11 protein-coding genes and 1 pseudogene are annotated in these 13,394 nt (G+C 43.3%); 3 read left to right on the plus strand and 9 right to left on the minus strand.

Translation table 11 applies throughout. The annotated features are described in order from the left end of the window. Positions 1-41: 41 nt before the first annotated feature. Positions 42-1,193: pseudogene (locus CH367_RS20950) on the minus strand (PAS domain S-box protein); the annotation flags it as partial. Between the two features lie 278 nt (positions 1,194-1,471). Between CH367_RS20950 and CH367_RS01045 the strand changes: the two are divergent. Beyond that, positions 1,472-2,359 carry an LA_0442/LA_0875 N-terminal domain-containing protein gene (locus CH367_RS01045; protein ID WP_100760667.1) on the plus strand — a complete coding sequence of 296 codons (888 nt, stop codon included), beginning with the start codon at positions 1,472-1,474 and terminating at the stop codon, positions 2,357-2,359. A gap of 37 nt (positions 2,360-2,396) precedes the next feature. Here the strand turns inward: CH367_RS01045 and CH367_RS01050 are convergent, their stop codons facing one another. From CH367_RS01050 to CH367_RS01065, 3 genes are all read right to left on the minus strand, one after another. Beyond that, on the minus strand, positions 2,397-5,729 hold the full coding sequence (locus CH367_RS01050) for an efflux RND transporter permease subunit (RefSeq protein WP_100760668.1): 3,333 nt from the start codon (positions 5,727-5,729) through the stop codon (positions 2,397-2,399). Between the two features lie 224 nt (positions 5,730-5,953). Then, entirely contained in the window at positions 5,954-7,057 is a 1,104-nt protein-coding gene (locus CH367_RS01055) for a DegT/DnrJ/EryC1/StrS family aminotransferase (protein WP_165783189.1), read from the minus strand. Between the two features lie 485 nt (positions 7,058-7,542). After that, a complete protein-coding gene (locus CH367_RS01065) occupies positions 7,543-7,758 on the minus strand; it encodes a hypothetical protein (RefSeq protein ID WP_100760671.1) in 216 nt (71 codons plus the stop codon). A 110-nt stretch (positions 7,759-7,868) separates the two neighbouring features. Between CH367_RS01065 and CH367_RS01070 the strand changes: the two genes are divergently transcribed. Next, positions 7,869-8,912, plus strand: coding sequence for a helix-turn-helix transcriptional regulator (locus CH367_RS01070; RefSeq protein WP_100760672.1), 1,044 nt, complete (start codon positions 7,869-7,871; stop codon positions 8,910-8,912). Positions 8,913-8,915: 3 nt separating this feature from the next. Here the strand turns inward: CH367_RS01070 and CH367_RS01075 are convergent, their stop codons facing one another. The 4 genes from CH367_RS01075 to CH367_RS01090 form a co-directional block, all read right to left on the minus strand. Continuing rightward, complete coding sequence (locus tag CH367_RS01075) at positions 8,916-10,091, minus strand: thiolase family protein (RefSeq protein ID WP_100760673.1); 1,176 nt, start codon at positions 10,089-10,091, stop codon at positions 8,916-8,918. 80 nt (positions 10,092-10,171) lie between these two features. Further along, positions 10,172-10,642 carry a MarR family winged helix-turn-helix transcriptional regulator gene (locus tag CH367_RS01080; RefSeq protein ID WP_100760674.1) on the minus strand — a complete coding sequence of 157 codons (471 nt, stop codon included), beginning with the start codon at positions 10,640-10,642 and terminating at the stop codon, positions 10,172-10,174. A 57-nt stretch (positions 10,643-10,699) separates the two neighbouring features. Then, a complete protein-coding gene (locus CH367_RS01085) occupies positions 10,700-11,149 on the minus strand; it encodes an acyl-CoA thioesterase (protein WP_100760675.1) in 450 nt (149 codons plus the stop codon). 143 nt (positions 11,150-11,292) lie between these two features. Beyond that, positions 11,293-11,715: a VOC family protein gene (locus tag CH367_RS01090; RefSeq protein ID WP_100761298.1), complete on the minus strand. Its 423-nt coding sequence runs from the start codon at positions 11,713-11,715 to the stop codon at positions 11,293-11,295. A gap of 917 nt (positions 11,716-12,632) precedes the next feature. Here CH367_RS01090 and CH367_RS01095 point away from each other — a divergent pair. Continuing rightward, positions 12,633-12,968 (plus strand): LIC10421/LIC12816 family protein, encoded by a 336-nt coding sequence (locus CH367_RS01095; RefSeq protein ID WP_020986424.1) that lies wholly within the window; start codon positions 12,633-12,635, stop codon positions 12,966-12,968. A gap of 120 nt (positions 12,969-13,088) precedes the next feature. Here CH367_RS01095 and CH367_RS01100 read toward each other — a convergent pair whose 3' ends face one another. Further along, positions 13,089-13,394 (minus strand): hypothetical protein, encoded by a 306-nt coding sequence (locus CH367_RS01100; RefSeq protein ID WP_100760676.1) that lies wholly within the window; start codon positions 13,392-13,394, stop codon positions 13,089-13,091.

Below are 13,394 nucleotides of genomic sequence, written 5' to 3' on the forward strand. Positions count from 1 at the left end.
AATGCTCTCAGATTTTCCTCCGATTTTTCCAACTTTTCGGACAATGCGACTCGTTCGCTGATGTCTCTGGAAAAGATTGCTACGCCGGTTATCTCCTTATTATCCACAATCGGATTCAAAGAAAATTCGTACGTTTTTCCGTAAAGGTTGTAGTAGTGCGTAAAATGTTCGTTTTGAAGCGCCTTTGTATAAACGCTCTCGAATTGTTTTCTAATATCGGAATCCGAAATCATTTCTTCCAAACTCATTCCGTTCCTGAGAATTTTTCCTGCGTATTGTTCGTAACTTTTACGCATGGACTCGTTGAAGTAGGTGAGTTTTAGATTCTTATCCACGGACCAGATCATATCGTTCGTGTTGTTGATGATGGAATGGATCGTGGATTTTACTTTTTCCAGTTCGTTTTTAAAACGAGTTTCAACGCTGATATCTCTTGCGATTCCTTCGATCCGATCCGGCTTTCCGTTCTCGTCCACCACAGTCCATGAGCGATCGCTAATATACCGTATTTCTCCGTCGGGTCGTACGATTCTATATTCCGTTTCTATAAAGGGTTTTCCCAGCTGGAATAGATCCTCCACTTTACGATCCGCGAAATGTCTGTCTTCCGGATGAATCAATTCGATCCAGAGATGATCGTTTTTATAAAATTCCTCGGCTTCCACTCCGTAGATTTTTTTCGCGCCTTCGCTTACGTATAAAAGTTTAGAAGCTTTCGCGTCCACGCTCCAGATCACGTCGTCCACTGTGGTCAATACTTTGCGAAGAAGTTCGTCCTTTTGTTTAATCTCGGCGGCCGCTTGGGCTTCTTTGGTTTTATCCGTTCCGACTCCGAGAAATCCTTGGAACTGATTTTCTTTATCCAAAACCGGATAGATTTTCCATTCTACGATCATCGGTTCGCCCGATCGATTCCGCATTTGATAGGAATGGGCCTCGGGGACCAAAGTATTTTTTACGTTCTTTAGAATGTCTATTACGGAAGTCTTAAGTGTTTCGGGAAGAAAATGAATCCACTGCACCGCGTAGAGTTCCTGTTTGGTTTTACCGAACGTATCACAACAGGTTTGATTGATGTAAGTAAGAGTCGTGTCCGGTACGAATTTGCAGATCAATATGGGAAGATGGTCTAGTATTCCGGATGATTCCGGGGAGAATACGTTCCCGGTGATGGTTGGAATTTTCGGATTCAATTCTAATCCCTTTAATAAGGCCTTTGCCTATTGGACGAAGAGGAACGGTTCGATCTTCAAGAATTCGATTCCGACGAAGAAATGCGCCTATTAGGAAAAAACATATCCGACCAGGACTTTGTCACACTTGATTCCAAAATATATCTTTTTGTCTATTCTTTACCGGAGAATTGGGTATTAAACGACATCGAGATTTTGTCCGGGATCGGATTCGAAAATCAGGAAATTTCTTGAAAATTCGGTTTAGAAGAATCTCTTTTTGTGATCGGATCAAGCCCATGCTGAAAAAAATTATTTCCATTTCTATCATATTCCTTTTTTGGAATCAATCCGTTCTTGCGGACATAGTTTATCTAAAGGACGGACGGGTTATTTTCATCAAGGTTCTCAATCAGGATTTGGAAAAGATCACCGTTTCGAACGAGCGAGAAACCTGGGATATAGAAAAGAAAAAAATCTCCAGGGTTTCGTTCAATGAAGACGAGGAAATTTACGTTCGTACTCAGTTGAAGGAAAAGGAACGGATGAACGCCGAAATCGATTCTTTGAGAAGATCTCTTTCCGAAAAGGAAGCTTTGGAATCGAAAAAAAAAGAGGAAACGATGAAAAGTCACGATCTTGCAAAAGGTGCGCTATGGAGAAGCGCGTTGCTTCCGGGTTGGGGACAATTTTACAGAGAGGATAAGGAAAGGGGTTATTTCTTTTCGATCGCCGCCGGTCTTTCTTTTTTACTTTGGTTTCGATCCGATCAACAATATCAAAAAGAAGGGAAGAATTTAGAGGATGCGAACCGCCTTTCCATCGTTGCTGGCGCAACCGGGGATTCCGGAATCATCGCGGGCGCTTTTTTTCACGCGAACGAAATTCGAAATCAAAGATACCAAGCGGGTATCAAAGCTTCTTCCGCGTTTTTCTTGTTTGCCGCGATTTATGCGTTCAACCTAATCGACGCTTGGTTGTTCGGAAGACCTTGGGATTTTTTTTCAAAGGCGCCCGACGAAAAAAAGGAATCTATAGAACTCAACGTTACGCCGGATTCTCAGCAAGGTCCCGCAAACCCTTCTCAACCGGAATCACCCGATCGATCGGTTCCTATGTTGCCTCAGTCCGGATTGCCCGGAAACGGTTTGAATCGGTGGGAGGTTCAATGGAGAATCCGTTTTTAAACGAATTCTCCATTATTAAATTCTAATATTTGTGATTCTAATGTTCTTTTTTGGTTTTTTTAGAACCTGATTTTTTAGGAAGTTCGACTTCCGCTTTCTCCTGAGCGTAAGCCCATTCTTTTTCGTAACTGGATTGTCCGTTGGAAGAATGGCTCGGTGTAATCAAAGAAGCGTTCATGTCGTATTCGGGACGGAATTTCGTTTCGATCCATTCTCTGAAACGATCGATAAATCCGAAGATGGACGGAACAACGACAAGCGTTACTACCGTGGAAAGAATCAATCCTCCGATGATCGCAATCCCCATCGCGGTTCTTGATTTCGCCGCTTCTCCAAGACCGAGAGCGATCGGAACCGTTCCCATAATCATCGCAAGAGAAGTCATCAAAATCGGTCTAAGTCGAACGAGTCCGGCTTCGAAGATCGCATCGTTTCGAGAAAGTCCCTTTTCGCGGATCGCCTGCATCGCATAGTCCACGAGAAGAATCGAGTTCTTAGCGACAAGACCCATGAGAAGAATCAAACCGATCATCGAGAATAAGTTAAGCATCTCGTTGGTAAGAGCAAGCGCGAAGAACGCTCCCGAAATCGCAGGAGGAATCGCGAATAGAATCGTAATCGGTGTGATGAAGGATTCATACAACGAAGCGAGTACGAGATAAATAAACACCAACGCCAACCCGAACGCAAGAACGATGTTCGCGAGAAGTTCTTTGAAGTCCTCGGATTGTCCTTGGAAGTTGTAACGGATTCCCGGCGGTGGAGGGAGTTCCTTTTTCAGAATTTCATCCGTGATTCGAGTCGCGTCTTGAACCGCTCCACCCGGAGCTAAGTTCGCGTTGATTACGATCGTTCTCGCGCGGTCGATCCGGTTGATCCGAGAAGGCCCCGCGGTTTCCTTACCCACGCTGATCGCGGACAACGGAATGAGTTTGTTGGCGATGTTCGGAACCTTGGTTTGTCCGTAGGCCATTCTTAAGTTTCTTTGATCCGGACGAAGTCTCATCTTCACTTCGTATTCGATTCCCTTATCGTAAAACTTGCTAACCTCGTCCCCCGCGATTTGGTAACGAAGTTCCGAACCCGCAACGCCGGGAAGAACTCCCACGAGTTGCATCTTCATGTTATCCAAATGAATTTGATATTCCGGTTTGCCCGCTCTGTAGTCGGTATCGATGTCCGCAAGATCGGAAAGATTTTTCAATCTTGCTACGACCTTTTTGGAATACACATCCATCTCCGCGAGATTCTCACCTTTGATCACGAGCTGGAACGGATACTGAATTCCGCCCCCGACCGCGCTATAATCGGATACGGCCGGTCTTGCAAACGCGAACGGTTTTAGAAGTTCCCGGATCTCATCCTTGACCTGCGTTGTTGTACGCTTTCGTTTTTTAGAATTTACTAATGCAACCGCGAGAGTCCCCGCGTTCGGTTCTCCTCCGTCCGGTTTACCGATCGTAATCGCGATCATGTCCATCTCGGGAATTTTTTTCAAAACATCGAGAACCTGATCGGCTACTTGTTTGGTTCCTTGTAAGCTCGTTCCCGGCGGTAAATCCAGGGTTACTAAGAATTCTCCCTGATCGTTCGCGGGTAAGAATGTGCTCTTAACGAGTTTCAAAGAGAGAATGGAGAGAATGAAAATTCCAAGAGAAGCCAAAAGAACCATTCCCGGTCTTTTGAGCGCGACCTTCATGATTCTTCCATACTGTTTCTCCAACCAGGTTTGGAACTGATCGAAAAGTTGGATGGCCTTATTCGGTTTTTTGTTGTGATCGATCTTTCCCGCAAAATACGCGGAAAGCATAGGAGCGACCGCAAGACCGTCGAATAGGGAAATGAGCATCGCGAATACGACCGTCAATCCGAACTGTTTGAAGAACTGACCTACGATCCCCGAAAGAAATCCGACGGGTAAGAATACCGCGATCACCGTTAAGGAGGTTCCGATTACGGCTAACGTTACTTCGTTCGTTCCCGTTTCGGCGGCTTCCATCACTCCCTTTCCTTCCTCGAGTTTTCGGAAGATGTTCTCTCGAACCACGATCGCGTCGTCGACGAGCAATCCCACCGCCAAGGAAAGAGCCAAGAGAGTCATAACGTTGATGGTAAAACCCATCGCCCACATAAGAACGAACGCGCCGAGCATCGAGTTCGGAAGCGCGAGTCCGGTGATCACCGTGGAACGGAAGTTTCCTAAGAAGAAGTAAACCGTAACAACCGCAAGAAGCATCCCGATTACGATCGCTTCGGTCACGTCTTCCACGTTGTATCGAATCCATTTTGATCCGTCACGGATCAGACGAATCTTAGGTTTCCCTTCGAGACCTTGGATTCCGTCGTTGAGTTTACCAATTCTTTTCAGAACCTCGTCGGCAACCGCAACCGTGTTCGCGCCCGATTGTTTATAAACGTCGATAAAAAGTGCGGGTTTGGTTTCTTTGAGAACTTCCGCAGAGTTATTTTTTTTACCACTGAAAAGATTTCCGATCTTTTTGAAGACGGAAACTTTTTCTTCTATACCTTCGTCTTTGGAAGCCCAGAGATAACCGATGGTTTCTTCGTCTTCGGTTCCGTCTCTTACCGTTCCCAATTGTTTGATAAGAACCGCGTTGCCTACTTCACCACTAAAGGAAACGATCGTGTTTTCGATCTGAGAAAGGGTTTCGTATCTACCCAGGGTTCTATAAGAAGTTTCTTTTGTGCCCGCTTCGAACTTTCCAACGGGAACGTTTAAGCCTGCGGTTTTCAATCGGTTCGCGATTACGACCGAAGGCATTTGATAAGAAGTCAGTTTATCTCGATCCAATTCGATTTGGATTTCTCTTCTTGTTCCACCGACAATCTTAACCGAACCGACACCTTGAACCTGTTCCAATCTTGACTTAACGGTTTCTTTAGCAAGGTCGTAGAGTTTTGCCTGATCCAATTCGGCGAAGAGAGCGAGACGAACGATCGGTTGATCCGCAGGATCGAAACGAACCACTTTCGGTTCCTTGATTCCTGTAGGAAGTTTCGGTTTTACAAGACCGACCTTGTCTCTGAATTGTTGTTCCGCGTATTTAATGTCGGTATCGAGTGTGAATTCACCGAAAACGACAGAGACCCCCTCTTGGTTTCTGGAAGAAATTTTCTTCAGACCGGAGATGGAAGAAAGTTCTTCTTCGAGAGGTTTGGAAACGAGTTCCTCGATTTCTTCCGGACCCGCTCCGGGATAAATCGTAGTAACGGAAACGACTGGAATGTTTACGTCGGGAAAGAGATCCACTCCCATTCTTCCCAAAGCTACCCAACCGGTGAGAAGCATCAGGAGAACGATACTGCAAATAAAAATAGGTCGTTTGATCGAAAGCTGGGCGATATTCATGGATTACCTCAGTGGTAACTACCAGTGAGCGCCGAGCTTCTTAAAAAAGAAATCAATATCAAAATTCCGTGAAGAAATTTTGGAATTCTCCATTAGAATTGATTGAACCTTTAGATAGTTTGAAGATCAATCTAATTGAAATTGTAGGAAAGAATTAAATTCTTTCCGTGATTGAGAACGTTCTTCGCGACCGGAAATTTTTTATTGGTCGGAACTACGTCACATCAATAAATTCTTCGGATCGCTTGGGAAATTCTTTGGATATTGTCCTTGGTCAGGTTCGGGTAGATAGGAATACAATGTCCTCTTTGAAAAAGTCTTTCTCCGTTCGGAAAGTCGGTGTTGGGAAGTTCTAGGATCTGATGAATCGGTTCTTCCGCGACTTTTTGAGTTCCGATTTGAAGGGAACGGAAATATCTTTCGACTTGTTCGTAACTTCCGGGTGCTAGAATTATAAAACGATTGAAAGTATCCAAGTTCGGATCTCCGTACCAAGTGTTCACGGAAGTTCCCGAGATGGATTGGAGATAAACTTGGGCGATTTTTCTTTTTCTTTCTAAGATGATTCCGATTTTGGAAAGCTGTTCGATTCCAAGCGCCGCTTGGTAATCAATGAGATTGTAATCTAACTTCGGCTGTCCTTCTTTTCTTTGATACGGTTCTTTTCCGGCCTTCATCGCGCGGATTTTTTTTGCGAGAGGTTCTTGATCTGTGATGATCATCGCTCCGTTTCCGGTCGTGATCATTTGATCTACGGAAAGTCCGCAAACCGCGATGTTCCCTTGTTTCCCCGGAGTGAAAGTTTCACTCTGCGCTCCTAAAACCTCGGAAATATCTTCGATGACCGGAATTCCTTTGAAGTCGTATCGTTTTGCGTCGGCGATCGATCCGAAAGAATGATCCAGGATAATCGCTTTTACGGAAGAATCTTCCAGCGCTTTCGTAAGTCCTTCCGGGCTGATATGGAAAGAATTTTTATCCAAATCGACTACGACCGGAATCGCTTTTAAAAGAAAGATCGCGTCGAGTGCGGAAACGGGTGCGAACGTGGAAAGCGCTACCTTGTCTCCCGCTTGAATGTCGAGTGCGAGCAAAGCAAGGTGATAGGCGGATGTGAGATGATTGCTGGAAATGACTTGTTTGTATCGGAATGTGGAAGAGAACGCTTTTTCAAAACGTGTCGTTACATTTCCGGTTGTGAGGTGATCTTCTACGAGGCATTCGAGAACCGTTTTTAAATCCTCTCTGGAAAGAGTGGGTTTGTGAAATTCAATGTCCGTTTTTTTCTTAGGATTCTTTTCCAGAATTTCGGTTTCGGTGTTGCTCATGTCCAATCCAACTCAGGTTCTTATAATTTTATTATGTCGCATTATGCACTAGAATTCGATCCCGTAAAGACGTTTTCCGGCTATGCTAGACGCAGATTGCTAGAGGGTTCGAAAAAGTACAAGAAAAATCCGGTTTGAACGGGGAATTTTGTGGGAACTCCTTCGGGGAAGGGCCGGAACCGGCAAGTTTTCTTGTAAATTCGGGGGAATGTAGGAACTCCATCTTTTTACGCGGGATTCTTTGATATGGAAAGGATTGTAGGAACTACCACAAAACTCGAGGAAAGTATGAAGCGAGCGGTGCAAGGGTCGTAAAATGCAACGAGTTACTGAAAGAAAAGCGCCGACGAACGGAATATACAACGACAAAACGGATTCGATTCATGCTCGATCGAAATCCAAATCGAAAAAAAAGAACATTCAAAAATCAGAATGTATTACTTCGTCCGAAAAAACAAACCGGAATCTCTTCCGGTTTTTAAAGCTCAATTTTTCTTAAAAAGATTTCTCACGCCGATCCAAATCTCCGGAAGATAAGCGCCGATCACGATCAAAATTAAACCGCCAAAGGTCCATTTCGTAATCAGAACATTCTCCGTAAAACGAGTCAGACCCACGTTTAAAATGCTGATATACCAGCCGATCCCGATGAGAATGAGGCCGACGGTGTGAGGTATTATGAAATTCATAATCGTATTCATTTTTATTCCTTAAAGTAAAATCTACGAATGGGGAGATTTTGCCGGAAAAGTCAAAGGATTCAAGTGGTTTTCGAGTTGATCGGAAATTCGATTCTCGGAAAGTTTCTGCTATGCCCGAAACAGAAAACTGGAACGAAGACGAAGAAGATTTTCCGATCCCCGTTAAGGAAGCCGGGAAAACGGAATCCAGGCTTTCCGCATTATTATTCAATTTATTGAGTCACCATTCTCCCTTGAGTTTTACGAAAATCCGATCCTTATTGCCGGATCATTATCAAAATCTGGAGAATCCCGATTCCGATCGGAAAAAACTTTCCAGAGACGTGGAAGAATTGGGCGAACTCGGGTTTTTGGTTCGTTCCACGCAAGAAGGTTATGTTCTCGATCGTAACGTATCCAACCGAGAATTAAAACTCGAAAAGGAAGAATTGCAGGCGCTCGCCGAAACGATTCTGAAATCCTATCAAGAATCGCCGTCTTTGGAATTGTATTCCTTATCGCAAAAGTTGTTCGAAGGAAAGTTGGACGTTTATCCCGAATTGGAGATGGATTTAAAAACCCAAAAAACGTTGAGCCAAACCGCGACGAGCGAATCCGAAGAACTTCTGAAAAAATTATTGGAATCCTTAAAAACGAAATCGCCGGTTCAGTTTTTGTATTTCAAAACTTTTCCTGAAGAAACGTATCGAGTCGAAGTGGATCCGATCCGATTGATCCGAAAGAATTCGGAGGATTATTATCTTCTCGCATACGATCGAAAGAAAAAAGAAAGAAGAAGATTCATCATTCCTAAAATGTCGAGAGTTGAAACGATCGCGGAAAATTCCCTTTATCAACCGCAGGGACAAAAAAGGGAGAATTCTCAGGATTGGGTTTTACATCCGATCCTTTTTCAAGTTCACGATCCGATCGAAGTCGAGCTGATCTGCGATCCCGAGTTTTCTTACAAAGTTCGAAATTCCATATCAGAAATTCCTTATGAAGAATTTTCTCGGGATTCGTTTCGGTTTAAGATCACGAATCAGGAAGGACTTTTTCCGTTGTTGTTCGAAGCGCGGGATTCGATTCGAAAAATTCTTCCGGAATCGTTGGCTCTTTCTTTCCGGAAGAACGTGGAACAGATCCTTTCGAACTACCGCGTTTCCCTTTCTTAGATTCTAAAAATTATAATTTTCTAATACGATTGCGATTCCTTGACCTCCGCCGATACAAAGAGAAGCGACGCCGATTCTTAGGTTTCTTCGTTTGAGTTCGTAAGCTAAGGCGAGCGTAACTCTTGCGCCGCTCGCACCGAGCGGATGTCCGATCGCGATCGCGCCGCCGTTTACGTTCGTTTTATCCGGATTCAATTTTAATTCTCTCATAACCGCCAAAACCTGGGAAGAATACGCTTCGTTGATCTCAAAAAGATCCACGTCTTCGATCGCCACGCCTGCATTCTTTAGAGCTTTTGGAATCGCGAACACCGGACCCAAGCCCATCATCTTTGGATCACAGCCTACGTTTGCGTAACCGAGAATTTTTGCCAAAGGTTTTAAGCCGCGATTTTCAATTGCAGTCTCCGATGCCAATAGAATCGAAACCGCGCCGTCGTTGATTCCCGAGGCGTTACCCGCGGTTACAGTTCCTTCTTTTAGGAACGCGGTGGGAAGATTTTTTAACTGCGAAACACATTCTTCTCCTCGGATTTGTTCGTCCTTGTTTAGTAGAAACGATTTTTTTCCCTTGGTCTGAACGGGAATCATTTCATCGGAAAAGATTCCGTTGTTCGAAGCCCTTTCGGCTCTGACCTGGGAAATTCCGGCCCATTCGTCTTGGTCCATTCTGGAAATCTTATATTCTTTCGCAATATTCTCCGCCGTTAAACCCATCGTAAGATCGACGAAACAATCGGTAAGACTTTGAGCGAGTCTGTCTTCCGCGATCGTATCTCCGTATTTGTTTCCCCATCTTGCGTTTTTTAAAACGAAAGGCGCGTTGCTCATCGATTCGGTTCCTCCCGCAAGAATCAGTTCGTTTTCTTTGGAAAGAATTTTTCTCGCTCCGATCAAAACACTTTCAAGGCCCGAGCCGCAAAGTCGGTTGACTGTAAGCGCGCTTGAGCTTTGAGAAAGCCCCGATCTAAGAGCGATATGTCTTGCGAGATAAGCGGAATCTTTATCGTCTTGGATTACGTTTCCGTAAATTGCTTCTTCGATTTCGTTTGGATCGACTCCGGTTTTACGAATCGTTTCTTTTGCGGTGATCACTCCCAGCTCGGACGAACTGAAATCTTTCAATCCTCCTCCGAATTTTCCGAAAGGGGTTCTGGCCCCGTCGACTATATAAACCATAACGTTTCTCCTGTTTTATTAGTGCATATACACTATATAAATCTAAATCTTAGACGTGTTTCATTTTAGAATTTTTTAAATTATAAGGATTCCTCGAAATCGGATTGTAGGATCGGAAGTTTTCTCACTTCGGAAAGAATCGAAAGTGTTTCTTTGAATTTCGTTTTTCCGAGCGATTCCGTGATCGAAGATTGCGCTTGTTTCCAGAGTTCGATCGCTTCTTCCAGTTTCGATTCTCCCTTTTTCGTGAGAAAAACGGATCGTATGTTTCCGGATTCTTTCTTTTCGATTTTAATGAGCCCGTCGCGTTTTAGAATTTCCAAACTTCTCTGAAGGGTGGTTCTATCTATGTCCGTGATTTTGGAAAGATCGGTGATACTACATTCTTCCTCGTGAGCGATGCTGACCAAGATCGTAAATTGTGTGATTCTCAATCCTGCCGGCTTTAGAATAAAATCGTAATACGATGTGATCTTTCGTGTGGTTCTTCTTAAACTTACGTTTAAGCAGGATAACCCGACTGCTTTCAGACTTTGATTGGAAAGTTTCACGATCGATACCTCGTTTAAAAAACCAGACTCCGATTCTCGGATAAAATTACAACGATCCTAAACGGAAACGGTTTCCTTTTTTGACAAAGGGCGAATGAATTCTCCCATTTGTTCCAATACCTGTGCGGGTAAGAACGCCGGTTTTTTCGTCTCGAAGTTGATCCACATTCCATAGGAACGAACGCGGCTAACGAGTTTTTCGTCCGATTCGCGGTAAAGTTCCTGATGAAAGATCGCTCTCGTCTTTTTGATGAATTCTACTTTGGTTTTTACGATCACCGTATCGGGATATTTTAAATCCCCGAGATATTCGTATTCGGCTTTGTAAACGATGGGACCGATTCCTTCTTGTTTCATCTTTTCGAGATCGACGCCGGAGGTTACAAAGGCTTTCATCTTTGCTTCGTCGCAATAAGAATTGTAGTTCTGATTGTTTACGTGTCCGTTTACGTCGGTATCGCTGAATCGAACGGGGATTCTGGATTCGAATCTGAATTCTTCGTTCATACGTTTGTTTCTCCTTCTGCTTGTTGCGTGCGGCTTGGGTTTATTTATATAGTGCATATACACTATATAAAGTCAAGACATTGTCGGGACGTTTTTTAGCTCATTATTTTTTATTCTTCGTTCGGTTTAGGAGAGAATGGCGTTCACCATTCTCCCGTATTCGGCATGGAAACCCAAGGTTCTTCGGGTGGAAGCGAATGTCCTTTTTGAAGTAATTCGACCGAGATCATATCGGGGGAACGGATGAAGGCCATTCTTCCGTCGCGAGGAGGGCGATTGATCGTGATTCCTCTGGATGCGATTCTGGAACAGGTTTCGTAGATGTTATCGACTTCAAAAGCTAAATGGCCGAAGTTTCTTCCGCCCGTATAAGCTTCTTTTTGTCCCCAGTTGTATGTGAGTTCGATTTCGGGGGCGTCGGTTTCTCCCGTCGATAGAAAGACGAGAGTGTATTTTCCTTCGGGATGTTCTTTCTTTCTTACGACGACAAGTTCCAGGGTCATACAAAAGAAATCGAGGGCCTTTTCCAAATCCAAAACTCGTATCATGGTGTGAAGATATTTCATGGTTTCTCCGTTCCAGGTTTCTGACGATTTCAAGGACGACAATTCGTAAAATTTGAAAATTTGTAGGAACTCCTTCGGAGTTTTTCGACGGTGAGATCCGGTTTTACCCCTTTTTGAACGGCTTGGGGAGAATTTTTTTTCATTTTTTTATTTTCTCGTTTGGGGGTTTGCGTGCTGAAAAAGTAGGAACTCCTATGTTTTCGGAGGATTTGGTCGGAATTCCGATTTTGAGTTTGAAGTTGTTGTTGGGTGATTATGTCTCATATTGACCCTGAGAACTTGGAAATACTCTGTGTTTCTTCGGAAAATGTAGGAACTACTTCGTTTTTCGGAGGACTTACGATAGATTCTGGCTCTTTCGTCGACGTTGGAATTGATACCTTTTTGGATAACCTGATCTTGTTCTAACTGAAATTCCTAATTTTTAAGAAAAGATGCTTAAATTCTTTTCAAATTTTCGAAGAATTGAATGCCTAAAAAATAAACAAAGTCCGTTGACTTAGCATTTGTTCCAAATTATCTCAAAATAGCGCCTCAGGCGATTGTAATGAATACAAATTCTCCAGTTGTGCGTTTGTTTTTAAGTAGAACTGTTCGAAAAATGAAAACGTTTGCGTTTAACGAAGGCAATCGTATTTCGATTAAGCATCTTTCTTGAGTTTGTGTTCACCGCAATCAAGTCTATAATAAAAATTGCAAATACTAAGCTGGTTCAATCGAAGCTGTATTCTTTGGAATCAATATTAGTCCAAAATACTTAATAAAAATAGAATATTCAAAAATTATAAATTACTGAACGGATTTTTCGATAAAAACGGGCCGAAATAAATTTTTTGATTTATTTCTTCAAAGCGGTTAGTCAGATTGGTATTGAAGATTCGGTCTTCAAAAATAAAAACTCATCTGAGGTTTCAATCATGAAAACAAACAAACTGATTTCTGTAATTTCCCTTCTTGGCCTTTTGGCAACAAGCTCCGTATTTGCCGTGTCCGAAGAAGTTGAAGATCAACTGCTTGAAAAAGCGATCGTTGAAAGCGCGGTTACTAAAGAACAAAAAACTGCGGTAGGAAATTATTTGAAAGCTGTTGCTCAACAAAAAGCGACCAGAGCAGAAGAGCTTCGCGAACTTGCAAGAAGATCCACCGGTGGAAAATTTCTCGCAAGCAACGTTCAATCTCAAAAATACCTGAAACAAGCGCAAGCGCTTGAAAAAGAAGCTCAAAGATATCAATCCGTTCTTGGAAGTCTTTAATTCTTCATTCAACCTGTTTTTCTTAGGTTGAATAAAAGGGGCGCCTGTTAGGCGCCTTTTTTATTGTACGAGGAAGGGTAGCGCAAAGAAAACCAAAACCGTCAGCTCGAAAAATTCTTACTAATTCGTTTTTGCTTTATTGGAAGAAGCGGAGTTGTTGCGGTTCGGATTCGGAAAACAGCTTAAGGAAAGTCCTTCCACAAGATAACAAATAGCGTCCGGAGAAACGCACTTATGTCCGTCGTCGTATGTTTGTCCGTTGACGATGAGTTCGATTTTTTGACAGACCATCTTTTCCTTTACGGTTTGGTTTGCATCCTGCGCTCCGATATTCGAGTTCCAGGAAAGAATCAGAATCGCTATTCCTAAAAAAGGAAAAATCAGTTTTGGCAGGTTTCTTTTTGGTGCATGTTTTACGGAGTTCAT

The organism is Leptospira barantonii, assembly GCF_002811925.1.
In the GTDB taxonomy this organism is placed as follows: domain Bacteria; phylum Spirochaetota; class Leptospiria; order Leptospirales; family Leptospiraceae; genus Leptospira; species Leptospira barantonii.

Bases quoted from the DNA above. Each gene is read 5' to 3' on its own strand.
- CH367_RS01045 (WP_100760667.1), top strand. From the start codon at position 1,472: ATGCTGAAAAAAATTATTTCCATTTCTATCATATTCCTTTTTTGGAAT.
- CH367_RS01055 (WP_165783189.1), bottom strand. From the start codon at position 7,057: ATGAGCAACACCGAAACCGAAATTCTGGAAAAGAATCCTAAGAAAAAA.
- CH367_RS01070 (WP_100760672.1), top strand. From the start codon at position 7,869: ATGCCCGAAACAGAAAACTGGAACGAAGACGAAGAAGATTTTCCGATC.
- CH367_RS01095 (WP_020986424.1), top strand. From the start codon at position 12,633: ATGAAAACAAACAAACTGATTTCTGTAATTTCCCTTCTTGGCCTTTTG.
- CH367_RS01085 (WP_100760675.1), bottom strand. From the start codon at position 11,149: ATGAACGAAGAATTCAGATTCGAATCCAGAATCCCCGTTCGATTCAGC.
- CH367_RS01100 (WP_100760676.1), bottom strand. From the start codon at position 13,394: ATGAACTCCGTAAAACATGCACCAAAAAGAAACCTGCCAAAACTGATT.
- CH367_RS01065 (WP_100760671.1), bottom strand. From the start codon at position 7,758: ATGAATACGATTATGAATTTCATAATACCTCACACCGTCGGCCTCATT.
- CH367_RS01075 (WP_100760673.1), bottom strand. From the start codon at position 10,091: ATGGTTTATATAGTCGACGGGGCCAGAACCCCTTTCGGAAAATTCGGA.
- CH367_RS01050 (WP_100760668.1), bottom strand. From the start codon at position 5,729: ATGAATATCGCCCAGCTTTCGATCAAACGACCTATTTTTATTTGCAGT.
- CH367_RS01090 (WP_100761298.1), bottom strand. From the start codon at position 11,715: ATGAAATATCTTCACACCATGATACGAGTTTTGGATTTGGAAAAGGCC.